The following is a 22,037-nucleotide window of genomic DNA, read 5'->3' on the forward strand; positions in this document are numbered from 1 at the left end:
GCCAGCGTCTCGATGCAAAGATGTCTACGAGGGGCGCAAACGCAAAAACCGCGCTCCATCGGAACGCGGCTTTGCCAGATACGCATGGCGCTTCGCCAACAATACACTTGCGAAACTTACGGCGAAACTTACGGGCTCCGGTACGCGAGACCTGATCCGGAGCGCCGGGCGGATGTCCGCCTCGCAATCCGTTTTAAACCCACATCGTTACTGCAGGGTTAGCAAGAGCTTAAGCAAACCTAAATTTGCCGACTTTCCGCTTTGGGCAGATCGAAAACTACGAAATTGGAGCTTACGCCGGGTCACCGCGCAGGAAATTGATGATGCCGGAAAAGTCGGCGCCGGCATTTCCCTGTGCGTTGAACAACGCATAGAGCTGGGCTGCCTCGGCGCCGAGCGGCGTTGCCGCACCGACGCTCAGTGCGGCCTCCTGCGACAGTTTCAAATCCTTCAGCATCAGCGCCGCTGCGAACCCAGGCTTATAGCCATTGTTGGCGGGCGATGTCGGCACCGGGCCGGGCACCGGGCAGTAGGTGGTCAGCGACCAGCACTGGCCGGACGAGGTCGAGGCGACGTCGAACAGCGCCTGGTGCGACAGGCCGAGCTTTTCCGCCAGCACGAAGGCCTCGGCAACACCGATCATCGAAATGCCCAAAATCATGTTGTTGCAGATCTTCGCCGCCTGTCCGGCGCCGTCGTCGCCGCAATGAACGATGCGGCCAGCCATCGGCTTGAGGATTGGTTCGGCCTTGGCGAAGGCGTCCTTCGAACCACCGGCCATGAAGGTCAGCGTGCCGGCCGCCGCACCGCCGGTGCCGCCGGAGACTGGCGCGTCGATCGTCAGCAATCCATGCTTGGCGGCGATGGCATGGGCCTTTCGAGCCGACTCGACGTCGATGGTCGAAGAATCGATGAACAGCGCGCCCTTTTTCGCCTTGGCCGCGATGTCTGCGTAAACCGACAGCACATGCTTGCCGGCCGGCAGCATGGTGATGACCGCATCGGCATCCTTCACCGCTGCAACTGTATTGGCCATGATGACGACGCCGTGTTCTCTGGCGATGACGAGGTTTTCCGGCACCAGGTCGAAGCCGTGGACGGCATACCCGGCCTTGACCAGATTGGCGGCCATCGGATTGCCCATATTGCCGAGGCCGATGAAGGCGATGGTGGTCATAATGGCGCTCCGTGGTTTGGGTAAGGCAGTAGGCAGCAGGCAGTGGCCGGCCTATTCGGGCGCAAGTTTGCTAATAAGTTGGCGAAGCATTTTTCCGATGCCCTTGATCTTGGCGGTCATCTTTCTGCCTGCTGCCCTACCGTCCGATCAGGGCGCGAGCGATGATGACGCGCATGATCTCGTTGGTGCCTTCGAGTATCTGGTGGACGCGCAGGTCGCGCACAAGCTTCTCGATGCCGTAATCGTGCAGATAGCCGTAGCCGCCATGCAGTTGCAGGGCGTCGTTGGCGACGTTGAAGCCGGTATCGGTGACGAAGCGCTTGGCCATTGCCGACCATTTCGAGGCATCCGGTGCCTTGCGGTCGAGCTTCAAGGCGGCGGTGTAGAGGAAGACGCGCGCTGCCTGCAGTTCGGTCTCCATGTCGGCAAGCTTGAACTGCAGCGCCTGGAACTGGTTGATCTTCGACCCGAAAGCCTTGCGCTCGGCGGTGTAGGCGAGCGCCTTGTCGAGCGCCGATTGCGCGCCGCCGAGCGAGCAGGCGGCGATGTTCAAGCGGCCGCCGTCGAGCCCGGCCATGGCGATGCCGAAACCGGCGCCTTCAGCCGACAACAGGTTTTCGGCCGGCACCTTGCAATCCTCGAAGACGACCTGGCGCGTCGACTGCATGTGCCAGCCCATCTTGTGCTCGTTGGCGCCGAATGAAAGGCCCGGCGCATCCTTCGGCACGACGAAGGTGGAAATGCCCTTCGGCCCGTCGGCGCCGGTGCGCGCCATGACGACATAGAGGTCGCTGTCGCCGGCACCGGAGATGAACTGCTTGGCGCCGTTCAGCATATAGTCGCCGCCGCTCTTTGTTGCCCGCGTCTTCAGCGCCGCCGCATCCGAGCCCGAGCCGGGCTCGGTCAGGCAGTAGCTGGCCAGCCATTCCATCGAGGTCAGCTTCGGCAGGAAGCGCCCGCGCTGCTCGTCGCTGCCGAAGCGGTCGATCATCGATGCCGCCATGTTGTGGATCGAGATGAAGGCGGAAAACGCCGGATCGGCACGCGAAAGCGCCTCGAAGATCAGCACGGCGTCGAGCCGGCCGAGCCCTGAGCCGCCGACATCGTCGCGGACATAGATGCCGCCAAGGCCGAGCGGGCCTGTCTCGCGGATCACATCGGCGGGGAAATATTTGTTGCGATCCCAGTCGAGTGCGTTCGGCGCCACGCGGTCGGCGGCGAAGGCCTCGGCCATCTCCTGGATGGCGCGCTGGTCCTCGTTGAGTTCGAACTGGCTGGTGCCCGCATCGACAGCGGCGTCCATGGCGTGCTCCCTGATGTTTCCGGCCTGCTGGCCTGTCGTTTTTGGCTTTGCGCGCAGTCCAATCTAGACCAATGATGCCGCCGCGCAACCCGACCGTCTCGATCCAACTATCTGGGCAGCCGCTGTGCGCGAATGCGCTTTGGAGCAAAGTGTGACGACAAATTTCGACGAACTGCTTGGACGCTTCCAGGCCTATCTCCAGACGTTCGACGATGCGCTGGTGCGCGACGCCGTGGCCCGGATCGGCTGGGACATGCCGGCGCGTCGGCTCGAGCCGCATCCGATCGCTTGCCTGCACCAGCTCGACCGCATCGTCGAACTCGTTCCCGCTGCCGCCAAGCCGTTGGCGCGGCTGGTTGCGGAGCGTCGTGGCGATCTGCACTGGAGCCAGACCTATGGCGAGGCGGATTTCGGCAGGATTTTCATGGAGAATTATGGCTGGCTGGAGGTGTTCGGCACACGCGGCCATTTCGTCAATGAAGAGGTCGCAGGCGGTCTGCTGATCCTTGGACCCGACATCGTCTACCCCGATCACCACCACGTCGCGGAGGAGATCTACATCCCGCTGACCGGCGGCACCGAATGGCGCATGGGCGATGGCGGTTTTCGCCTTCGAGCGGCGGGCGAGGTGATCCACCATGCCTCTGACGTCAGCCACGCCATGCGCACCGGCAAGGAGCCGCTGCTGGCGCTCTATCTCTGGCGCGGCGGCCCGTTGGCAGCCAAGTCGACGATCACCGCACCGTTGCGCAGGGCAGGGGCTGACATGGCCAAGGCGATCATGCTGCAGGGCACGGGTTCGGATGTCGGCAAGACGGTGCTCGTCGCCGGGCTGTGCCGCGCGGCTAGGAACCGTGGGCTGAAAGTGCGGCCGTTCAAGCCGCAGAACATGTCGAACAACGCCGCCGTCGCCGATATTCCCGGCGGTTCAGGCGGCGGTGAGATCGGCCGCGCCCAATGGCTGCAGGCGATCGCCTGCGGCGTGGCGCCGACCATCCACATGAACCCGGTGCTGCTCAAGCCGCAGACCGATGTCGGCGCTCAAGTCGTCGTGCAGGGCAAGGTGTTCGGCGAGGCGCGGGCGCGCGACTACCAGGCGCTGAAGGGCCGGTTGATGGATGCGGTGCTGGACTCCTGGGCAAAGGTCGGCGAGGGCGCCGATCTGGTCATTGTCGAGGGCGCGGGATCGCCGGCCGAGATCAATCTCAGGAGCCGTGACATTGCCAATATGGGCTTTGCGACGCGTGCCGGCGTGCCGGTGATCCTGGTCGGCGATATCGATCGCGGCGGCGTGATCGCCTCGGTCGCGGGCACCCATCTGATCCTGCCGGACGCGGATCGCCGCATGATCGTCGGTTATCTCATCAACAAGTTCCGCGGCGATGTCTCGCTGTTCGACGATGGCATCGAGGCGATCGAAAAATTCACCGGTTGGCGCTGTTTTGGCGTCGTGCCGTGGCTGAAGGCGGCGGCGCGGCTGCCGTCGGAAGACTCCGTCGTGCTCGAACGGCTCGCGTCCGGCGAAAAGCGCGCGCTGAAGATCGCCGTGCCGGTGCTCTCGCGCATCGCCAATTTCGACGATCTCGACCCGCTCAAGGCCGAACCGCAGGTCGAGGTGGTGTTCGTGCCGCCTGGTGAGCACTTGCCCGAAGATGCGGGTCTGGTGATCATTCCCGGCTCGAAGTCGACGATCGGCGATCTCCTGAAATTCCGCGAGAACGGCTGGGACCGCGACCTTGCCGCGCACAGGAAGCGCGGTGGCCATATCGTCGGCATTTGCGGCGGCTTCCAGATGCTCGGCCATGTCGTGCGCGATCCCGATGGCATCGAGGGCAGCGTCACCGAGACGCAAGGCCTCGGGCTGCTCGACGTCGAAACCGTGATGGAGCCGGAAAAGACGGTGCGCAACGTCAGCGCGCGCTCGGTGCAATTCGATCTGCCGCTCGAGGGCTACGAGATCCATCTCGGCCGCACCACCGGTCCGGACACGCTGCGGCCGTCCGCCGTTATCAACGGCATCGATGACGGCGCTATCTCGGCCGACGGCAAGGTGCTGGGCACCTATATGCACGGTCTGTTTTCCGCCGATGCCTTCCGGGCGAAATTCCTCGAAAGCCTCGGCGTCAAGGGCGGCGGCATCGACTACCGCGCCGAGGTCGAACGGGCACTGGACGAGATCGCAGCCGAGCTGGAAACCCACCTCGACTGCGACGCGATTTTCGGGCTGGCGCGTTAGCTGGCGGGTTCGTCGGCCTTCGGCCAGTAGGTGCCGAACGACCAGACGTTGCCTTCCGGATCGCGGCAGATGAATTCGCGGCTGCCATAGTCGCGGTCGGTGAGCTCTTCCAGAATCTCGGCGCCGGCGGTTTTTGCCCGCGCGTATGCCGCGTCGGCGTCAGCGACCGCGACATAGATCGACTTGCCGCCGCCCGAGCCGGGCGCGCCGACCATCTTGCCATAGGCATCGTCGCGCGCCGTGCCGAGCATGATGATCGAGGACCCGAAAGCGAGTTCGGCGTGGTGCACCAGGTCGCCTTCGCCATAGCGGGCGCGAACGCTGAAGCCGAAGGCCTCGCATAGCCAGTCGATCATCTTGCCGGCATTTCTGTAGCGCAGCGCCGGATAAAGCCGCGGTGGTTCGGTGGTGTTCGGCATGGCTGATCTCCTTCAGCGGGTTGGTCGATCAACCCAGTCTGCGCGAAGGCCGGTTGCGCGTCTTGAAGAAATGTTACCTCGCGGCGACAGTCGTCGGCGTGACGCCTGCGAGGTCGCGAAACTCGCGCACCAGATGCGCCTGGTCGGCATAGCCGCAGTCGGCGGCAATGTCGGCCCAATCGCTGCTGGCCCGTCTCGACAGGCCAAGCGCATGGTTGAAGCGGACAATTCGCGACAATGTTTTTGGGCCGGTGCCGACCGCGTCCGAAAACTTTCCGGTAAGATGCTTGCGGCTCCAGCCAAGCCTTTCGGCCAGCGTCGAGATGCGGATTCGCCCACGCGTCGAGACGATCGTCTCATAGGCCCAGACTATGTCGGCATGAGTGCGGTCTGCGGTTGCCAACCGGTCCGCGACGAAGGCCTCGGCGATGGCGAAGCGTGAGCTCCAATCCGGCGCATTGCCGAGCCTTTCGCGCAGCGCGATGCCTTCGACGCCGAGCACGTCATCCAGGCCGACCATGCGGTCGGTCAGTTCGCTCATCGGCCGGCCGAAGAAGCGACGGGCGCCGAGCGGGGTGAAATTGATCTGCACACAGCAGGCGCCGCCGAAGGATTCGATCACCACCGGGCCGGCATAAAGGCCGGCGGCAAAACTGGCGAAGCGGTCATTGTCGCTTGGGTCCTTGCCGAGCCCGATGGCAAAGGGTTCGGCAAAGCTGATGACCAGCGGCACGGTCAGCGAGGCATATTCTACGGTGCGGAAGTGGCCGGGCGTGGTTTCGCGATAGCCGCATATGTCGGTGACGGCGCCCTGAAGCCGATGACTGGGCACGCGCCGCACCATCTCGAACCGATCGAGCCCTGGGCCGTCGTGGCGGTTGCCGTCTTCGCTGGCGGGCATGTGCTTTCCCTCGTCCAGGAATTCTAACAGACCATCCTGCAGAATCAAAAGCGCCCGGCTTTTGGCCGGGCGCTCCGAGTTGCCTGAGATTGCGAGTTGCCTGAGATTCTGAATTGTCTGGACGTGTTTAAGCGCCGCGCATCAGGCAGCCGGCGGCCAGCACGATGTAGGCGATGACGACAATCCACGCGGCATTCAAAGGGATGAACGCAAGAACGCCAAGCGCGGCGAGAACGCCGATGATGGCGATGACAAGGGATATGATGAAAATAAGCTGGGTAGGCGCACTGAGATTCATGTCCGGTCCCTCCTCAACATGATTCGTACAGCGGCATAGTACCAGTCGCGCGGTCACACACCAATCAGCCCAGCGGGCTTGCCGGATCGGCCGGCACTTTCGGCGAGAGGATATGGGGGTTCCACCATTCGCAACCCCCTTTTGCCCCAAGCCGATTCCGCGCTACCTTTCCGACGAATCGGAAGGGGCAGATGGCGATGGGATTGCTGGACCAGATACGCTCGATCTTCGACGGCGACCCCGGCGTGCGCAAGGTGGCGGACGATCCGGTGCTGTCGGCGGAATTGCTGATGCTGTTCCGCATGATACTGGCCGATGGGTCGGTCAGCGAAAGTGAAATGACCGCCTTCAGGCGCATCTGCCGGGACGCCTTCGGCATTCCCGAAACCAGCATCGACAGCGTCATCGAATATCTCAACGAGTTCGGCTACGAGACCAACGGCTCGCAGGCCGTCGCGCAGTTTCGCGACCTCGACGTTGAACGGCGCAAGCTGCTCGCCCGCCACATGGCCGAGATCGCCAAGGCCGATTCGCAACTTGCCGGGAGCGAGATGCAGCTGTTGCGCCGCACGCTCGACCTGCTCGACATCAGCCCTGCCGATGTGGTGAAGCCGCAAGGCTGAGGCATCGGCTGACTGCTGACATTCTGAGCGTCATTTTGTCTGTAATAGGCCATCCTCCAGGATAACCTGTCACAGAAATTGCCGTGTCTCACTCATGGGATGCAGTCCAGCACCGTCACCGTAGTTCCCGTTTTGTACATCTGGCGAAAAAAATCTTTAGGCATCTAATTGCTCTATTTACCTTTGCGTATCCATCGCAAATTTTTTAAACTCATCGATAATCTTCGACAAGTTCCTTGCCCCTCCAAATCCCTTGAAAGTACCGTCCTTTACTGTTACAAAAAACCAATCTATTTCGTCGCCATACTGAAAGCTTATGTCTGTAAACTTTCTTCCATAGAGCTGCGTCCCGTGCAAATCTATTGAAACTTCCCATCCAGGGTTGTCGATCGTATCAATTTTTATGCCGTATTGGTGTTCCCAATCGCCGTTGCACTGCCCTTGGTACCACTCCTCTAACCACTCGAGCATTGATAGGTCGACCATTAGCCCCTCCTGTTAGTCGTTTGGAACAGAAGGAGGTTTATCGCCTCCTTTGTTGGGATTTGGCTTTACAGGGTCCCGACGCCCCGTTTCGCCGCCTCCTTAGCCATTCTAGTGTCCGCCATTGTTGCCGGTCGAATCCTTGCTTTCTTTGTGGCTAGACTCGACACTCCGCTCGCCTGATTGACCGCGATCGGTGTAGTTTTCACGTGAGGGGGTAGGTATGCTTTGTGGATCAAGCCGCGCCACGAAGCTGCTCACCCCTGTTCCTGCAGCCTTTTCGCAATTGCCCGATGCAAATCGGGAGCAGCGGCGACCAAGGCCTTGGCGGCTGCGGATTGCGGGTGGTCGAGCACTTCGCTCGTCCTGCCGCGCTCGACGATCTTGCCGTCATGCATAACCATCACTTCGTCGGTGATGGCGCGGGCGACGGTCAGATCATGGGTGATGAACAGATAGGCGACGCCGAGTTTCTGGTTGAGCTCGGCGAACAGATCGAGGATCTGGGCGCGGATCGAGACGTCGAGCGCCGAGACCGGCTCGTCGGCGACGACCAGCTTCGGCCGGGTGATGATGGCGCGGGCGATCGACAGGCGCTGACGCTGGCCGCCCGAAAACTCGTGCGGATATTTGTCCATGTCGCCTGGCGAGAGGCCGACCTCGTGCAGCGCATGCGCCACCATATCGCGCCGCGCGGCGGGCGCCGGCTTCTTCTCCAGCACATGCAGCGGCTCTGCCACCAATCTTTCGACCTTCTGGCGTGGGTCGAAGGAGCCATACGGGTCCTGGAATACGACCTGCATGTCGCGCCGCGCCGGCTTGAGCTCCGCCTCGCTCTTGCCGGTGAGGGTGTCGCCACGGAAGCGGATCGTTCCCGATGTCGGCTTGTCCAGTGCCAGAACCATGCGGGCAAGCGTCGACTTGCCACAGCCGGAACGGCCGACCAGCGCCACCGACTGGCCGGGCGCCATCGAGAACGAGACATCATCGACGGCGCGGATGGCAGCCGCGCGTTTCAACAGCGATATGCGCCGTCCCGGATAGTCCCGCGTTACGCTCTCTACCTGAAGCAGCGGCTTGGCCGATCCGCTGTCATGTGTGCGGGCCCGCGCGGGCATATGCATCGAGGCCTGCGCCAGTTGGCGGGTATAGGGATGAAGCTGTTCGGATAGCGTGCGGGCCGTATCGCCGGCCTCCATCACCTCGCCATGGCGCAGGATGGTGATGCGGTCCGCCATCTCGGTCACCACGGCGAGGTCGTGCGAGATGAGCAGAAGACCCATGCGGTTTTCCGCTACGAGGTCGCGCAGCAGGTCGAGGATCTGCGCCTGCAGCACCACGTCGAGCGCCGTCGTCGGCTCGTCGGCGATCAGCAGCTTGGGTTTCAGCGCACAGGCAATGGCAATGACGACGCGTTGGCGCTGACCGCCGGAGAGTTCGTGCGGATAACGCGACAGCGGGAATTGTGCCGCCGGCAGGCCGACCCGGTCGAGCATCTTTCGCGCCCGTTCCTCGGCGTCGGCGCGGCTCGCCCTGGTGTGCCAGCGAATACCCTCGGCGACCTGCTCGCCGATGGTCTTGACCGGATTGAGCGCCGTCATCGGCTCCTGGAAAACCATCCCGATGTCGTCGCCGCGCAGTGCGCACATCTGGTCTTCGCTGGCGGCAAGGATGTCTATGCCGTCGAAGGTGATGCGTCCGCTGGCGTGCGCCGCCCAGGGCAGAAGCTGCATCAGCGTGAGCGCCGTCATCGACTTGCCGGAGCCGGATTCGCCAACCAGCCCCATCACTTCGCCGGCCGCGACGGAAAGCTCGACGTCTCTGAGGATAGCGGTGTCGCCGATGGTCAGCGACAGCTTGTCGATTTCGAGCAGGCTCATCGCTGCCGCCGCGACTTCGGATCGAGAATGTCGGCGATGCCGTCGCCAAGCAGGTTCAGGCCAAGCACGGTGACGACGATCGCCATGCCCGGAAAGATCGCCATCCACGGCGCCACCACCATGCGGGTCTGGGCGTCGAACAGCATGCGGCCCCAACTCGGCATCGGTGGCTGGGTGCCCAGCCCGACGTAGGAAAGCCCGGCTTCGGCCAGTATGCCCAGCGCGAACTGGATGGTGCCTTGCACCAGCAGCAGCGTGGCGATGTTGGGCAGCACATGTTCGATGCTGATCAGCGTCCTGCTCTTGCCGGCGGCGCGGGCGGCGAGGATGAATTCGCGCGGCCAGATCGCCAGGGCGCCGGCCCGGGCGACGCGCGCGAACACCGGGATGTTGAAGATGCCGATGGCAATGATGGCGTTGAACGCGCCCGGCCCGAAGATGGCGGTGATCATGATTGCCGAAAGCAGCGCCGGAAAGGCAAAGACCAGGTCGTTCAGCCGCATCAGCAAGTCGTCGACGAAGCCGCCGCGCGCCGCGGCAAAGGCGCCGAGCGGCACGCCGATGCCCATGCCGATGCCGACCGCCACCAGCGCCACGGCAATCGAGTTGCGGGCGCCGACCATGATCATCGACAGGATGTCGCGACCGAAATGGTCGGTGCCGAACCAGTGCGCCAGCGATGGCGCCTGGGTCTTGTCGGAAATGACTAGCCTGGTGACGTCGTAAGGTGTCCACAAGAAGGAGATGATCGCGACCGCGGCCACCAGTGCGGTGATGACGAAGCCGGCAAGGAACGAACGGTTTTTGAACGCCTTGGCCAGGATGCCGGCAAGGTTCTCGTCGGGGATGTCGATGTGCAGCGTCATTGCCTTCCTCTCAGGCGCGGATCGACCACCGCATAGGAGAGATCGACAATGAAATTGACGACGATGACGGCGGCAACCAGCAGCATGACGACGCTCTCGACCACGATCAGGTCACGCTGGTTGATCGCCTGGAACACCAGCCGGCCGAGGCCGGGCAAATAGAAGACGTTCTCGATAATGATGGTTCCGGCAAGCAGGAAAGCGAATTGCAGGCCTAGAATGGTGACCACCGGGATCATGGCGTTGCGCAGCGCATGCCGCCACAAGACAAGGCGATAGGGCAGGCCCTTGGCGCGGGCGGTTCGGATGTAGTCCTCGTTCAGCACTTCGATCAGCGCTGAGCGGGTGACCCGGGCGAGGATCGCCGCCTGCGGCAGAGCGAGGGCGACCGCCGGCAGGAGCAGCGATTTCAGCGCCGGCCAGACGCCGGCGCCCCAGCCGGGAAAGCCGCCGCCCGGCACCAGCCGCAGCCAGACGGCGAACAGATAGATCAGCATCAGCGCAAACCAGAAATTGGGCACGGCGACGCCAAGCTGGGCGGCACCCATCGCGATCGTGTCGCCGGCGCGACCGCGCCGGCTGGCGGAAAACAGCCCGACCGGAATGGCAATGACGGTGGACAGCGCCAGCGCCATCAGCGCCAACGGCAGCGAGACGACGAGGCGCTCACGGACCAGATCGATGACCGGCACCGAATAGGTGTAGGAACGGCCGAAATCGAGGCTCAGCAAGCCGCCGGCCCAATGCAGATAGCGCAGCACGACGGGAGCGTTGAGTCCCATCTGGTCGCGCAGCAATTCGATCTGGTCGGCGCTGGCGTTCAGGCCAAGCATCAGCCGCGCCGGGTCGCCGGGAATGATCTCCAGCACGGCAAAGACCACCATCGAGGCCAAAACCAGCGTGACGACGGCGATGGCGAGGCGCTTGAGGAGATAGGCGGTCATCGCACACGGACCGCTGCCTTGCCTGTCGCCGAGACCAGGTGACAGTGCACTTTCACGCCCGTCTCTATTCTACTGGACGCTACGGGTCTCGCCAGGGCAGTCGTTTCAGACAAAACGTAGCGCTCGACCGGCCAATAGCCGAAGTCGGCGCCGCCCCTCATCTGCCTGCCGGCATCTTCTCCCCGTATAGGGACGGGGAGAAGGGGGCTGGCCGCAACCTCGGCACCCTTTCTGCAACGCTGAAGATTGGCGAAATCCTTTGCGAGGGCGTCCTTCTCCCCGTCACTATACGGGGAGAAGTGCCCGGCAGGGCGATGAGGGGCGGCGCAAACCTGAAGCGATTGCCCTGCGGCTCGGGCTAGCCAGCGCGGCAGGACAAAGGGGGGTGTGACGGAGTGCAACTTTCGCCCCTTCTGTCAGCCTCTCAATCCGTCCACTTCACCTTGGTCAGGTCGTTGGCCTGGATCGGGGCGTTTTCCCACAGGCCCTGCAGTTTGGCGTCCCAGACGCCGACCTTCGGCAGCTCGTAGAGGAAGCCGACCACGGCGTCGTCGGCCAGGACCTTCTGCGCCTCACCGAGCAGCGTCATGCGCTTGGCCTCGTCGGAGGTAAGGTTCAGCTCGTCGATGATCTTGTCGAAGGCCGGATTGTCGTAGTTGAAGTAATAGTCCTTACGCGAATAGATATCGATGTCGTTGGGCTCGGTATGGGAAACGATGGTCAGGTCGTAATCCTTCTTGGTGAAGACCTGATCAAGCCACTGCGCCCATTCGACCGGTATGATCTCGAGATCGATGCCGACTTCGCGAAGCTCGGAGGCGATAATCTCGCCGCCAAGCCGCGCATAGGAGGGCGGCGGCAGCTTGAGCGTCGCCTTGAAGCCATTCTCCAGGCCGGCTTCCTTCAGCAATTCTTTGGCCTTCTCCACATTGTGCGGATAGAGGCCGGTGAGGTCGACATAGGCCTTGCTGGCGGGCGACACGTGCGAGCCGATCGGCACGCCAAGGCCGGCCGAGGCGCCGTCGATGATCGCCTTGCGATCGAGCGCAAAGGAAATCGCCTGCCTGACCTGCAGCTTGTCGAAGGGCGGCTTCTTGTTGTTGATCGACAGGATGGTTTCGCCCTCGGTCGAGCCGATCACCACCTTGAAGCGCGGGTCGTCCTTGACCTGGGCGACGCTGTCGGGGTCGAAGAACGGAAAGGCCTGGACGTCGCCGGAAAGCAGCGCCGGAACGGCGGCGGCGGCATCCGGAATGATGCGAAACTCGGCCTTGTCGAGAAATACCGGGGCGCCCCAGTAGTTGTCCGACTTGACCAGCGTGATCGATGAGCCCTTGGCCCAGCTCTGGAACTTGAACGGGCCGGTACCAACAGGCTTTTCCTTGTTGGTGTCGGCTGTCTCAGGCGCCACGATCACCGCGTCGCCCCAGCCCATATTGTAGAGGAACGAGCCTTGCGGGTTCTTCAGCGTCACCGTCACCGTCGTGGGATCGACGACCTCGACCTTGTCGATGGCGGCGAACAGGCCCTTCTGCGCGTTGACCGAATTGTCGGCGCGGGCACGGTCGAGCGAGAATTTCACATCGTCGGCGTTGAAGTCGGTGCCGTCATGGAATTTCACGCCGGCATGCAGCTTGAAAGTGTAGACCTTGCCGTCGTCGGAAATGCTCCAGCTTTCGGCGAGATCGGGCAGCACTTCGCCGTTCGGGCCGATGCGGGTCAGGCCCTCGAAGACATTGGCATAGAGCACCTCGTCGATCGCCGCCGCGGCACCCGCGGTCGGGTCGAGATGCGGGGGTTCGAGCGTAATGCCGATGACCAGGTCGGTGCGCGCGGCCATTGCCGAGGTTCCGGCGGCCAACACCAGCGCCGCAGCGGCCAGGATGGTTTTCCACAATTTCATCGTGCAACTCCCCATATCTAAAACACGTGCTCAAACCCGGGCGGATAGAAGCGTGAATTCGCCGCCGAGTAAATTGCGTTTCGTACCGTCCGCCGACGCCGGGAGGAATGTTTTTCCGCCCACGGCCGGATCATCGCGGGCCGGCGCCTCTCAGCAGCACGTCGAGGCCGATCGCCATCACCTTTGCCGAGTCCAGCATGTCGGCAATGCCGACCCATTCGTCGGGCCGGTGGGCGAGATCGAGAATGCCCGGGCCATAGGCGATGCAGTCATAGATGTGGCCGATACGGGCGATATGCTTCTGGTCGTAGGTGCCGGGTGAAATCACATAATCCGGTTCGCGGTCGAATATCTCCATGATGCCTTGCGCGACCGCCTTAACGACCGGCGCATCGCGCTCGGTCATCAGCGGCAGCACCTCCATCAGATCGCGGATTTCGTAGTCGAACTTTTTGCGCTCGCGCTTCAGCCGCTCGAGGATACCGATCACCTCGCCCTTGACCGTAGCGAGATCCTCTTCGAGCAGGAAGCGGCGGTCGATGGTCAGCCGGCAGGAATCGGGCACGTTGGGCGAAGGCAGGCCGGGCCGGAAATCCTCCGTCTGGCCGCCATGGATCGAGTTGATGTTTAGGGTCGAGCGTCTTGCGCCTTCGGGCACGACCGGCATGCGCGTCATCTTGCGGTCGAGCGCCGGAAACAATTCGTCCTCGAAGGCCCGCAGCACGGCGCCCATATGGCGCACCGCATTGTCGCCGAGGAACGGCATCGAGCCGTGCGCGATCTCGCCCTTGGTCTCGATCTCCGCCCACCAGACGCCGCGATGGCCAAGGCAGATGCGGTCCTTGTTGAGCGGCTCGGGAATGATGACGTGGTCGACCTTCGGCCTGGAGAAATAGCCGAGCTTGGCCAGATGGGCGACGCCGCCAAAGCCGCCGGACTCCTCGTCGACCGTGCCCGAAATCTCAATGGCGCCGGGAAAATCGGGAAAGACCTCCATGAAGGCTTCAGCGGCGATGATCGAGGCGGCAAGCCCGCCTTTCATGTCGCAAGCACCGCGGCCATAGACCTTGCCATCCCTGACGATGCCGGAGAACGGATCGAGGCTCCAGCCGTCGCCGGGCTCGACCACGTCGATATGCGAATTGAAGTGCACGCAAGCACCCGGCGCCCGGCCATCGAAACGGGCGACGACGTTGACGCGCGGATAACGGTCGGTGTCGCCGGGCGCGCCTTCGGCACGGATGAATTCGATCTCAAAACCACGCTTCTTCAGCCGCGCGCCGATATATTCGGCACACGGCCGATAGGCTTCGCCGGGCGGATTGATGGTCGGAAAGCGGATCAGATCCGCAGTCAGTGCAACCAGATCATCGGCTAGGTCATCGATAGCCTTGAGGAGCCGTTCGTTCGGTTCGTTCATTCGGTGAATTGAGCAGCGGATGAGGCGGTTTTGCAAGCCCGATGGCGAATTGCCAGGCGATTGCGTGTCGCTACGGCAACTATTGCGGGAAATCGTTCAAATTCGCTGCTTTGGATTGGTGAAATCGTCAGGGAGTAGGTGTTAGCTCGCTGGCTTGCCATCAAAACGCTGGGGAACAGCGTGACGGCAGGCAGGCAAGGGGCATCAAAGGGGTTTGATTGCATGAAAAACACTGTTCTCATGGCAGCGGCATTGATGGCGATGCTGTTCGGTTCGTCGTTCGAGAGCCGGGCGGCCAGCCTGGTCGCGAACATCGATATTTCCTCACAGACGATGACGGTAAGATACGGGCTTTCGTATTACCGGTGGAGCGTTTCCACCGCCCGCAAAGGTTACATCACGCCGCGCGGCAGCTATCGCCCGCAGCGGACGGCCCGGATGTGGTATTCGCGCAAATACGACATGTCGCCGATGCCTTATTCGGTGTTCTTCCGCGGCGGCTATGCCATCCACGGCACCGGCGCGATCCGGCAATTGGGGCGCCCGGCATCGCATGGCTGTGTGCGCCTCCACCCCAGCAACGCCGCCGCGTTCTATTCGATGGTGCGCAAAGCCGGCTTCGGTAATACGCGGATCCTCGTGACGAATTAGGGCCTGCTCCTCGGCCGCAATAAAAAACCCGCCGGAGCGGCGGGTTCGTCGGGGCCAATTAGCACCATACCGAAGTTAGTAGCATAGCTGCCGGCACAAAGCAAGAACAAAATAGGGTCGGTGCCCAAAAAAGATCGTTCCGCTCAGGCGGCTTTGTCGCGCACTGTCGCCGGCCGACGCTTTTTGCGGCCGCTGATCTCCCAGCGCTTGTGGAACCACATCCACTGGCCGGGGTCTTCGCGCACCCAGCGCTCGACCACGTCGTTGAGAAGCTGGGTAGTGGCGCGGACGTCGACACTGCCGCCGGCGGTGCGCGGCAAGGTGAGCTTGTCCTCGATCTCGAGCCGGAAACGATTGTTCGGCAGGCGCACGCAGCGCGCCGGGTAGACATCGCAATCGTAGTGCCGCGCCAGGGTGCCGAGAACCCGGTTGCTCTCGCAAGGGCGGCCGAAGAATGTCGTCTCGAGGCCGCCGGTGAATTTCTGGTCGACCAGCACGCCGATGTTGCCGCCTTTCTCGAGGATGGCCGCAAGCGCGAACGATGCACCGGTCGAAGACGGCAGCAGCGATCCCATGCTCGAGCGGCGGGTCGAGAGGATGTAGTCGGCGAGGTAAGGGTTGTTGGGCGGGCGAAACAGCGCCGTGATGTTCATCCCGAAGGTCGCCGCAGCCACCGGCAGCAGCTCGAAATTGCCGAGATGCCCGGTGAAGACGATATGCGGCTTGTCCTCGCCGGCGATGCGCACGAAATGCTCCACGCCCTTGACCTCGACACGGCCCGGCTTCGTCGCAGTGGGGTCGTAGTCGAACAAAGCATCGAGAAAGATATATTCGGCGGCGAGGCGGGCCATGTTGCCCCACATGTCGGAAGCGATCGCCTCGATCTCGGCATCGCTCTTTTCCGGATAGGCCTTGCGCAGATTGTCGACAGCAACCTGATGGCGCGCTACCCAGGGGCCGATGCGGCGGGCAGCGCGGTCGGCGAAATTGAGCGCGCTGTCGGGCGGCAGCATCCGCAGTGCGGAGATGATGATCATGGCGGCCTGCGCCACCAGCCAGTAGTTGAACTGGCGAAGCCGCCTGCCATAGCGGAATCCCACGTCCCTGCGGATCTTCCTGAAGGCGTTGCCGATCATTTCAGCCGACGCGCAGGATGATCTTGCCGAAGACGTCGCGGCCTTCCATGCGTTTCAGCGCCGCATCGATGCCGTCGAAGCCGACCTCGGTGTCGATCACCGGCGCGACCAGGCCCGCCGCCATCTTCTGCATGGCGTCGGCCATGTTTTCCATGCGGCAGCCGAACGAGCCGAGCAGCTTCAGTTGCTGCTGGAACAACTGCATCAAATTGATCTGCGTCGACACGCCGGAGGTCGAGCCGCAGGTGACCAGCCGGCCGCCGCGTTTGAGGCACAGCATCGAGGCGGCAAAGGTGTCGGTCCCGACATGCTCGAACACCACGTCGACGCCCTTCTTCTTGGTCAGCTTGCGCACGACGCCTTCGAAGCGGTCGTTGCGGTAATTGATGACGTGGTCGGCGCCGAGCGCCTTGGCCTTGTCGATCTTGTCGTTCGAGCCGACGGTGGTGATGACCGTGCAGCCCATCTTCTTGGCCAGCTGAATCGCGGCGGAGCCGATGCCGGAGCCGCCGGCATGGACCAGTATCGTCTCGCCGGGCTGCAGCCGGGCATTGTCGAAAAGCATGTGCTCGACCGTGCCGAAGGTGACAGGCGCCACCGCCGCGCCGATTTCGCTCACGCCGGGCGGAGCCGGGACCAGAAGGCGCGCCGGCAGGTTGATCTTTTCCTGCGCAAAGCCGTCGAGATGGAAGCCGTGCACGCCCGAAACATGCTCGCAGAGATTGTCGCGGCCTTCGCGGCAGGCGCGGCAAAGACCGCAGGTGCGGGCGCCATAGATCGACACCAATTGCCCGGGCACAAGGCTGGAAACGCCGGGGCCGACCGCCTCGACCTCGCCCGAGGCCTCGGCGCCGACGACCAGCGGCAGCTTGCGCTTGGCGAAGGCCATGCCGCGCCAGCCCCAGACATCGATATGGTTCAGCGCCACGGCCTTGATGCGCAGCGTCACCTCGCCGAGCGAAGGCGGCGGCGGCGGCGGCAGATCCACCGTTTCAAGCCGGCGATCCTCGATAAGTTGCAATGCGCGCATGCCAGATCCCAGGTTGCGCATGACCGAGAACCGTTTCGGAAAGGACCATGCGCACGACAACAGTGCTAGAGCGGAACGGTCGCTTAGACCGGTTCCCGCGCCATGACAAGGCAGGTGTTCTGGCCGCCGAAGCCGAAGGAGTTCGACAGGACCGTGCCGACCTCGGCGTTGCGCTTGGTGTTCGGCACCACGTCGAGGACGATCGCCGGGTCGGGATTGTCGTAGTTGATGGTCGGCGGAATGACGCTTTCGCGCATCGTCATCAACGAAAATGCAGCCTCGACAGCACCGGCAGCCGATAGGGTGTGGCCGATCATCGACTTGTTCGACGAGACCGGCATCGACGAGATGCGCTCGCCGAACACCGTCGACAGCGACAAATGCTCCATCTTGTCGTTTTCGGGCGTCGAGGTGCCATGGGCGTTGACATAATCGATCCCGTCCTCGCTCAGGCCGGCATCGGCAAGAGCGGCGCGCACCGCCGCGATCGCCGGCGAACCGTCCGGCTTGGAGCGGGTGCGATGGAAGTCGTCGGCCTTTTCGCCGCAGCCGCGCAATATGCCGAGAACGGTCGCGCCGCGGGCAAGTGCTGCCTGCAGCGATTCCAGCACGAGGGCGCCCGAGCCTTCGGCGAGCACGAAGCCGTCGCGGTCCTTGGAGAAGGGTTTTGAGGCCTTTTCCGGGATGTCGTTATGCGTGGAGAGCGCGGACAGAAGCGAGAAGCGGATCAGCGCCTCGGCGGTCGCCGACCCGTCGGCGCCGATCGAAAGCGCCCTGTCGCATTCGCCGCGGCGGATCGCTTCGACGCCGAGCTGGATCGCCGTGGCGCCCGAAGCGCAGGCGGTCGACAGCGTAATCGGCAGGCCGCGCGTGCCGAAACGGTCGGCAAGCCGATCGGCGATCGAACCGAACTGGGTGGTCTCGAAGATGTCGAGTTCCCTGAGGCCGCGCGCCACCCGCAGCAGCCTCTCTGCACCGGTATCGTGCGTGTCGGAATTGTAGAGCGAAAAGCGCTCGCTCCAGTCGAGCTCGACCGGCGGCGAAGCGAGGAACAGCGGTCCGCCGAAATCGCCGGCATCGAGGCCCGCCTCCGACATCGCTTCCTGGGCGGCGGTTTCGGCAAGCTCATAGGTGAGGAGACTGGCGCCCTTGGAGCTCGACGGCAGGAAATCGACCATGCCGGAGATGCGGGTGTTGAGATGATCGACCGGGAAGCGGGTGATCGGATGGATGCCGGACTTGCCTGAGGTAAGTGCCGCCCAATTGTCGGCTTTGCCGACACCGAGCGACGTCACCACGCCGATGCCGGTGACGGCGACGATGGGCCTGCCCATGTGGTCGTTCAGATTGGCCATTTGTTGTCCAAAAACCTGTTTCTCTTGGAGCGTCGGATCGCCCGAAAACCGCGCCAGACTTTTCGGTCCGATGCTCTAGGCGGCTTTGATCAGCGCCATGCCCTCGAATTGGTGATAGCCGATCGCCGTTGCAAGGACGGTCTTCGGGACACCGGCAAACGGTTTTTCGACTGTGGCGTCGAAGACAGGATAGGCGGCCTTGCGGTCGACAGCCAGTGCCGCCAGCGCCACGGCAAAGGGGAACTGCGCTTCCTTCATGTGGCCGGTCAGCGTCGAAAAGCCGCGTGCGGCGATCGCCGGATTGGCGTCGAGCGCCGATTTCTCGGCAGCGGTCGCGGCATGGGCGCCCGAAGCGCCGGAGATCGCGAGCAGCTCGCCATTCGGCAATACGGCCTGCTTCAGCAGCGTGGCGATCTCGCCGTCGAGTTCGCCCCGCCGGCGCCTGGCGCGGCCGGACAGGACCGGGCCGAGTTCCGCATAGATCTTCCGGCCACGGCTTTCCGCGTGCTCGCGCTGCTCCAGGACGAGAAACGCGCCGCCGGATCCGGTCACCACGCCGCCGCCCTCGGCACCTTGCCTCTGCCAGACCGGCCGCCACGGACCGCGATGCAGGTAGCCGGCCAGTTCATAGCCGAGCAGCATGTCGGAATGTTCGGTCTGGAAAGCGCCGCCGACCAGTATATGCGTCGACTGGCCGGAGCGGATGCGCGCGGCCGCGGTCTCGACAGCGGCAACGCCGGCACCTTCCTCGCCCATGAAGGTGCGCGACGACCCCGTCACCTTGTGGACGATCGAGATGTTGCCGGCGAGCAGGTTGGAAAGCTGTGCCAGAAACAGCGTCGGACGCAATTCGGTGGTCAGCTTCTCGTTGAGCAGCACGTCGCGGTCATTGCGGCTTTCCGATGCCGCGAGAATGGCCGCATCGACCGCCTCGTCGCGCTCGCCGCCGCCGGCGGCCACCACCATGTCCATGGTCGCGCAGAGTTCGTCATTGCCCTTGATGCCGGCATCGTCGAGCGCAAGGCCGGCCGCATAGGTGCCGAGCCTCTGCCAGGTTTCCATCTGCCGCTGGTCGCCACGCTTGGCGATCTGCAGGTTCCAGTCGATCTCGGGCAGCGGATGGACCGTATAGGGCGAGAAGCGCGAGGCCTCCAGAACCGGCTCAAGCCGTGGCTGGACGAGCTTTTGCCAATGCGCATCCGGACCCTCGCCCAGTGACGAGACAAGGCCGATGCCTGATATGACGACGTCGTGGGGGTTCATGGGAGGCTGTTGTGGGTCGGGCGCGTCAGGCGCTGTGTTCACGTGGCGTTCTTGGCGGCGACGAGCGCGTCGATCTTGGCGCACAGGTTCTTCATGACGAAATAGTCGTCGGTCGAAGCCTTGCCGTCATTGACCTCCTGCGTCCACTTTTCCAACGGCACCTTGATGCCGAATTCCTTGTCGATGGCAAAGACGATGTCGAGGAAGTCGAGGCTGTCGATGCCGAGATCGTCGATGGTGTGGCTTTCGGGCGTGATCGTCTCGATATCGATCTCGCTGGTGTCGGCGATGATCTTGGCGACTTTGTCGAACGTGGTGGACAAGGGCTTTTCCTTCGATTGCGGGCGGAATCTGTCCGCATGTGTTTGGCGCTGTCTAATCGGTTTTTCCGGGCAGGAAAAGGCCTGATGCGCCGGGCGCAGATGGGCTGGCTGTTCTGCCAGGGCCAGGAAGGGCCGCCGAACCATATCGTCAGGCAGCGCGCTTGATCGCTTCAAATTCACTTTGCGGCCGAATCGGCAGGCGTGGTATTATGAATCTATGAAGAAAACCACCACCGTTGCCCGGAAAGCCAAAACTGGTCAGTTCACCCTCAGCAGCCGCAAAGGCGAGAAAATCAGCGCGGTTGAAGGCATGAAGTTGTCGCCGCGGATGGGGGCGATCCTGAAGGAGAGCCGCGAGCGCGGACTCAGTAGCGATGAGCAGCGCCGGCTCGTCAAAAAGCAGATTTCCAGGAATTAGCTCGCTACGTGGTGTATGCCGCCGAGCCTGACCCGCTATGCTACCCAGGCACGACCGTCCTCCGCAACAAGCTTGATATCCAAAACCGGGCCGATCTCGACGAAGTCGAGCTGGCGCTTTTCTTGATCCGCGCCGACGAGCCGATTCCAAGCGGTGCACTCGATTATGCGCATTTCCGAGCTGTGCACCATCATCTGTTCCAGGATGTCTACGACTGGGCCGGCGAGGCGAGGACGATCCGTATCGGCAAAGGTGGCAATTGGTTCTGCTACCCTGAATACATCTCAGGGGAAATGAACCGGATTTTCGGGGAACTGGCGTCGAAAAACCATCTGGTCGCTTCGCAGGCGCAAGACTTCGCAATCCATGCAGCGCATCTGCTCGCTGAAATCAATGCTGTGCATCCTTTCCGGGAGGGTAATGGGCGAACGCAGCTTACCTTCCTGGCGATGCTTGCCGAGCATGCCGGTTTCGCCTTCAATGAGGATGTGCTGGACCGTGATCGAGTGCTGAATGCCATGATCGGCAGTTTCGCCGGCAACGAAAAAGCCTTGGTGGACCTCATAGCCGAGATCATCGCCTGAAGCACGGTGTCAGTTCAGAACGTAACGCGGCCGAGTACCCGCAGGCCGTCGCCCTGCGGCTCGACGACCACGGCCTCGCCTTCACGCGGCGAGATGCCGGTCAATTCCTTGATGTTTTCGAGATGCGTGACCATGACCAGATTGTCGGAGCCGGAATAGCCGCGGATCTCGGCCAGGATCGCAGCGATCTGGGCGGCCTTCTCCTTTTCGTCGGTCTTCAGCAGGTCAAGCGGTGCGAACGGCTCCGGCTCGCTTTCGAAAGCGATGCGGGCAGTCTCGAGGCAGCGGCAATAGCGGCTGGACAGCACGCGCTCGACCGGTGCCGCGCGGGCGCCAAACAGCGCGCCGATCTTGCGCGCCTGTTGCTTGCCGCGCTCCGAGAGATTGACCTGGGTCGCGCATTTGCCGAGGTCGAAATTGGCCGCGTCGGTGGTGCCGGTGACCATGGCATGGCGCAGCAGGACCACATGCCCGCCGTCGCGCAGCAGCGCCCAGCCGGCTTCCGTCGCATGAGCTGTGGCGGAAACGGCAAGCAACAGCAGCGCCAGCACAAATCGAAGCATCAGACATCCTTTTCGGGTGACCGGCAGGCAGGTCCCCGGTGACCGGCATATAGGGACGGCAAAGCCGACTGAAAGACAAGTCGAGTGCAACCTGGAGCCGAGGCCGGCCTGCGCCAGCGCCAAGCGAGGCCGGTCCGGCTTGGGAGTCAGTCACGCCGTCTGAATAGGTGCTGCTTCCGGCAAGGCTTATTCGCACGCCGACACTCCCCAAGCCTGCATAAAGCCTGCATAGCGCTGCCAACCATGACCAAATGGCGATCA

Annotated in this window: 22 protein-coding genes and 1 pseudogene; 6 read left to right on the forward strand and 17 right to left on the reverse strand. The window is 63.0% G+C overall.

Annotated features, from left to right (window positions below):
* Window positions 1-292: 292 nt before the first annotated feature.
* Window positions 293-1,177: a 3-hydroxyisobutyrate dehydrogenase gene (mmsB, locus tag NKI19_RS24845; RefSeq protein ID WP_352490699.1), complete on the reverse strand. Its 885-nt coding sequence runs from the start codon at window positions 1,175-1,177 to the stop codon at window positions 293-295.
* Window positions 1,178-1,313: 136 nt separating this feature from the next.
* Window positions 1,314-2,480 carry an isobutyryl-CoA dehydrogenase gene (locus NKI19_RS24850; protein ID WP_352951246.1) on the reverse strand — a complete coding sequence of 389 codons (1,167 nt, stop codon included), beginning with the start codon at window positions 2,478-2,480 and terminating at the stop codon, window positions 1,314-1,316.
* A gap of 253 nt (window positions 2,481-2,733) precedes the next feature.
* Here NKI19_RS24850 and NKI19_RS24855 point away from each other — a divergent pair.
* Together NKI19_RS24855 and NKI19_RS24860 are read left to right on the forward strand one after the other, a co-directional pair.
* A pseudogene (locus NKI19_RS24855) lies at window positions 2,734-3,159 on the forward strand (dimethylsulfonioproprionate lyase family protein); the annotation flags it as partial.
* Window positions 3,160-3,246: 87 nt separating this feature from the next.
* Window positions 3,247-4,716 carry a cobyric acid synthase gene (locus NKI19_RS24860; RefSeq protein ID WP_352565462.1) on the forward strand — a complete coding sequence of 490 codons (1,470 nt, stop codon included), beginning with the start codon at window positions 3,247-3,249 and terminating at the stop codon, window positions 4,714-4,716.
* On the opposite strand, the gene NKI19_RS24865 is transcribed toward NKI19_RS24860, so the two are convergent.
* The 3 genes from NKI19_RS24865 to NKI19_RS24875 all read right to left on the reverse strand — a co-directional run bounded on the left by NKI19_RS24865 (window position 4,713) and on the right by NKI19_RS24875 (window position 6,334).
* Window positions 4,713-5,135 carry a VOC family protein gene (locus NKI19_RS24865; RefSeq protein WP_352565451.1) on the reverse strand — a complete coding sequence of 141 codons (423 nt, stop codon included), beginning with the start codon at window positions 5,133-5,135 and terminating at the stop codon, window positions 4,713-4,715. The genes NKI19_RS24860 and NKI19_RS24865 overlap by 4 nt on opposite strands.
* A 73-nt stretch (window positions 5,136-5,208) precedes the next feature.
* Window positions 5,209-6,036 carry a helix-turn-helix domain-containing protein gene (locus tag NKI19_RS24870; RefSeq protein WP_352565450.1) on the reverse strand — a complete coding sequence of 276 codons (828 nt, stop codon included), beginning with the start codon at window positions 6,034-6,036 and terminating at the stop codon, window positions 5,209-5,211.
* A 127-nt stretch (window positions 6,037-6,163) separates the two neighbouring features.
* Window positions 6,164-6,334 carry a hypothetical protein gene (locus NKI19_RS24875; protein ID WP_023676480.1) on the reverse strand — a complete coding sequence of 57 codons (171 nt, stop codon included), beginning with the start codon at window positions 6,332-6,334 and terminating at the stop codon, window positions 6,164-6,166.
* Between the two features lie 191 nt (window positions 6,335-6,525).
* On the opposite strand from NKI19_RS24875, the gene NKI19_RS24880 reads away from it, so the two are divergent.
* Complete coding sequence (locus NKI19_RS24880; protein ID WP_023676479.1) at window positions 6,526-6,957, forward strand: TerB family tellurite resistance protein; 432 nt, start codon at window positions 6,526-6,528, stop codon at window positions 6,955-6,957.
* Between the two features lie 177 nt (window positions 6,958-7,134).
* On the opposite strand, the gene NKI19_RS24885 is transcribed toward NKI19_RS24880, so the two are convergent.
* The 6 genes from NKI19_RS24885 to NKI19_RS24910 all read right to left on the reverse strand — a co-directional run bounded on the left by NKI19_RS24885 (window position 7,135) and on the right by NKI19_RS24910 (window position 14,453).
* Window positions 7,135-7,443 carry an immunity 53 family protein gene (locus NKI19_RS24885; protein WP_352565448.1) on the reverse strand — a complete coding sequence of 103 codons (309 nt, stop codon included), beginning with the start codon at window positions 7,441-7,443 and terminating at the stop codon, window positions 7,135-7,137.
* Window positions 7,444-7,697: 254 nt separating this feature from the next.
* Window positions 7,698-9,320, reverse strand: coding sequence for an ABC transporter ATP-binding protein (locus NKI19_RS24890; protein WP_352565446.1), 1,623 nt, complete (start codon window positions 9,318-9,320; stop codon window positions 7,698-7,700).
* Window positions 9,317-10,186 carry an ABC transporter permease gene (locus NKI19_RS24895; RefSeq protein WP_352565444.1) on the reverse strand — a complete coding sequence of 290 codons (870 nt, stop codon included), beginning with the start codon at window positions 10,184-10,186 and terminating at the stop codon, window positions 9,317-9,319. The genes NKI19_RS24890 and NKI19_RS24895 overlap by 4 nt, the downstream gene beginning before the upstream one ends.
* Complete coding sequence (locus NKI19_RS24900) at window positions 10,183-11,130, reverse strand: ABC transporter permease (protein ID WP_352565443.1); 948 nt, start codon at window positions 11,128-11,130, stop codon at window positions 10,183-10,185. Before NKI19_RS24900 ends, NKI19_RS24895 begins: the two co-directional genes overlap by 4 nt.
* Window positions 11,131-11,554: 424 nt before the next feature.
* The gene (locus NKI19_RS24905) at window positions 11,555-13,033 is read right to left on the reverse strand and encodes an ABC transporter substrate-binding protein (protein ID WP_352565441.1); all 1,479 of its coding nucleotides are present in this window, start codon (window positions 13,031-13,033) and stop codon (window positions 11,555-11,557) included.
* Between the two features lie 130 nt (window positions 13,034-13,163).
* Window positions 13,164-14,453, reverse strand: a complete 1,290-nt coding sequence (locus tag NKI19_RS24910) for an acetylornithine deacetylase/succinyl-diaminopimelate desuccinylase family protein (RefSeq protein WP_352565440.1) — start codon at window positions 14,451-14,453, stop codon at window positions 13,164-13,166.
* A gap of 222 nt (window positions 14,454-14,675) precedes the next feature.
* On the opposite strand from NKI19_RS24910, the gene NKI19_RS24915 reads away from it, so the two are divergent.
* Window positions 14,676-15,104: a L,D-transpeptidase gene (locus NKI19_RS24915; protein WP_023676467.1), complete on the forward strand. Its 429-nt coding sequence runs from the start codon at window positions 14,676-14,678 to the stop codon at window positions 15,102-15,104.
* 143 nt (window positions 15,105-15,247) lie between these two features.
* Here NKI19_RS24915 and NKI19_RS24920 read toward each other — a convergent pair whose 3' ends face one another.
* The 5 genes from NKI19_RS24920 to NKI19_RS24940 all read right to left on the reverse strand — a co-directional run bounded on the left by NKI19_RS24920 (window position 15,248) and on the right by NKI19_RS24940 (window position 20,211).
* A complete protein-coding gene (locus NKI19_RS24920) occupies window positions 15,248-16,240 on the reverse strand; it encodes a lipid A biosynthesis lauroyl acyltransferase (protein ID WP_352490683.1) in 993 nt (330 codons plus the stop codon).
* 1 nt (window position 16,241) lies between these two features.
* Complete coding sequence (locus NKI19_RS24925; RefSeq protein WP_352490682.1) at window positions 16,242-17,270, reverse strand: zinc-binding dehydrogenase; 1,029 nt, start codon at window positions 17,268-17,270, stop codon at window positions 16,242-16,244.
* A gap of 83 nt (window positions 17,271-17,353) precedes the next feature.
* On the reverse strand, window positions 17,354-18,625 hold the full coding sequence (locus NKI19_RS24930; RefSeq protein ID WP_352490681.1) for a beta-ketoacyl-ACP synthase: 1,272 nt from the start codon (window positions 18,623-18,625) through the stop codon (window positions 17,354-17,356).
* Between the two features lie 75 nt (window positions 18,626-18,700).
* The gene (locus NKI19_RS24935) at window positions 18,701-19,888 is read right to left on the reverse strand and encodes a beta-ketoacyl-ACP synthase (protein WP_352565438.1); all 1,188 of its coding nucleotides are present in this window, start codon (window positions 19,886-19,888) and stop codon (window positions 18,701-18,703) included.
* A 38-nt stretch (window positions 19,889-19,926) separates the two neighbouring features.
* Window positions 19,927-20,211: an acyl carrier protein gene (locus NKI19_RS24940; RefSeq protein WP_023719977.1), complete on the reverse strand. Its 285-nt coding sequence runs from the start codon at window positions 20,209-20,211 to the stop codon at window positions 19,927-19,929.
* Window positions 20,212-20,428: 217 nt separating this feature from the next.
* Here NKI19_RS24940 and NKI19_RS24945 point away from each other — a divergent pair, with 217 nt between their 5' ends.
* Window positions 20,429-20,629, forward strand: a complete 201-nt coding sequence (locus tag NKI19_RS24945; RefSeq protein ID WP_352490680.1) for a hypothetical protein — start codon at window positions 20,429-20,431, stop codon at window positions 20,627-20,629.
* 11 nt (window positions 20,630-20,640) lie between these two features.
* On the forward strand, window positions 20,641-21,213 hold the full coding sequence (locus NKI19_RS24950) for a Fic/DOC family protein (protein ID WP_502899335.1): 573 nt from the start codon (window positions 20,641-20,643) through the stop codon (window positions 21,211-21,213).
* 14 nt (window positions 21,214-21,227) lie between these two features.
* Here NKI19_RS24950 and NKI19_RS24955 read toward each other — a convergent pair whose 3' ends face one another.
* A complete protein-coding gene (locus NKI19_RS24955; protein ID WP_352470325.1) occupies window positions 21,228-21,776 on the reverse strand; it encodes a histidine phosphatase family protein in 549 nt (182 codons plus the stop codon).
* Between the last annotated feature and the right edge of the window lie 261 nt (window positions 21,777-22,037).

The organism is Mesorhizobium sp. M0751 (assembly GCF_040320265.1).
Lineage (GTDB): Bacteria > Pseudomonadota > Alphaproteobacteria > Rhizobiales > Rhizobiaceae > Mesorhizobium.

What these genes read in the sequence shown, in the direction of transcription:
- mmsB (WP_352490699.1), bottom strand. Translation starts at nt 1,177, where the DNA reads ATGACCACCATCGCCTTCATCGGCCTCGGCAATATGGGCAATCCGATG.
- NKI19_RS24850 (WP_352951246.1), bottom strand. Translation starts at nt 2,480, where the DNA reads ATGGACGCCGCTGTCGATGCGGGCACCAGCCAGTTCGAACTCAACGAG.
- NKI19_RS24860 (WP_352565462.1), top strand. Translation starts at nt 3,247, where the DNA reads ATGGCCAAGGCGATCATGCTGCAGGGCACGGGTTCGGATGTCGGCAAG.
- NKI19_RS24865 (WP_352565451.1), bottom strand. Translation starts at nt 5,135, where the DNA reads ATGCCGAACACCACCGAACCACCGCGGCTTTATCCGGCGCTGCGCTAC.
- NKI19_RS24870 (WP_352565450.1), bottom strand. Translation starts at nt 6,036, where the DNA reads ATGCCCGCCAGCGAAGACGGCAACCGCCACGACGGCCCAGGGCTCGAT.
- NKI19_RS24875 (WP_023676480.1), bottom strand. Translation starts at nt 6,334, where the DNA reads ATGAATCTCAGTGCGCCTACCCAGCTTATTTTCATCATATCCCTTGTC.
- NKI19_RS24880 (WP_023676479.1), top strand. Translation starts at nt 6,526, where the DNA reads ATGGCGATGGGATTGCTGGACCAGATACGCTCGATCTTCGACGGCGAC.
- NKI19_RS24885 (WP_352565448.1), bottom strand. Translation starts at nt 7,443, where the DNA reads ATGGTCGACCTATCAATGCTCGAGTGGTTAGAGGAGTGGTACCAAGGG.
- NKI19_RS24890 (WP_352565446.1), bottom strand. Translation starts at nt 9,320, where the DNA reads ATGAGCCTGCTCGAAATCGACAAGCTGTCGCTGACCATCGGCGACACC.
- NKI19_RS24895 (WP_352565444.1), bottom strand. Translation starts at nt 10,186, where the DNA reads ATGACGCTGCACATCGACATCCCCGACGAGAACCTTGCCGGCATCCTG.
- NKI19_RS24900 (WP_352565443.1), bottom strand. Translation starts at nt 11,130, where the DNA reads ATGACCGCCTATCTCCTCAAGCGCCTCGCCATCGCCGTCGTCACGCTG.
- NKI19_RS24905 (WP_352565441.1), bottom strand. Translation starts at nt 13,033, where the DNA reads ATGAAATTGTGGAAAACCATCCTGGCCGCTGCGGCGCTGGTGTTGGCC.
- NKI19_RS24910 (WP_352565440.1), bottom strand. Translation starts at nt 14,453, where the DNA reads ATGAACGAACCGAACGAACGGCTCCTCAAGGCTATCGATGACCTAGCC.
- NKI19_RS24915 (WP_023676467.1), top strand. Translation starts at nt 14,676, where the DNA reads ATGAAAAACACTGTTCTCATGGCAGCGGCATTGATGGCGATGCTGTTC.
- NKI19_RS24920 (WP_352490683.1), bottom strand. Translation starts at nt 16,240, where the DNA reads ATGATCGGCAACGCCTTCAGGAAGATCCGCAGGGACGTGGGATTCCGC.
- NKI19_RS24925 (WP_352490682.1), bottom strand. Translation starts at nt 17,270, where the DNA reads ATGCGCGCATTGCAACTTATCGAGGATCGCCGGCTTGAAACGGTGGAT.
- NKI19_RS24930 (WP_352490681.1), bottom strand. Translation starts at nt 18,625, where the DNA reads ATGGCCAATCTGAACGACCACATGGGCAGGCCCATCGTCGCCGTCACC.
- NKI19_RS24935 (WP_352565438.1), bottom strand. Translation starts at nt 19,888, where the DNA reads ATGAACCCCCACGACGTCGTCATATCAGGCATCGGCCTTGTCTCGTCA.
- NKI19_RS24945 (WP_352490680.1), top strand. Translation starts at nt 20,429, where the DNA reads ATGAAGAAAACCACCACCGTTGCCCGGAAAGCCAAAACTGGTCAGTTC.
- NKI19_RS24955 (WP_352470325.1), bottom strand. Translation starts at nt 21,776, where the DNA reads ATGCTTCGATTTGTGCTGGCGCTGCTGTTGCTTGCCGTTTCCGCCACA.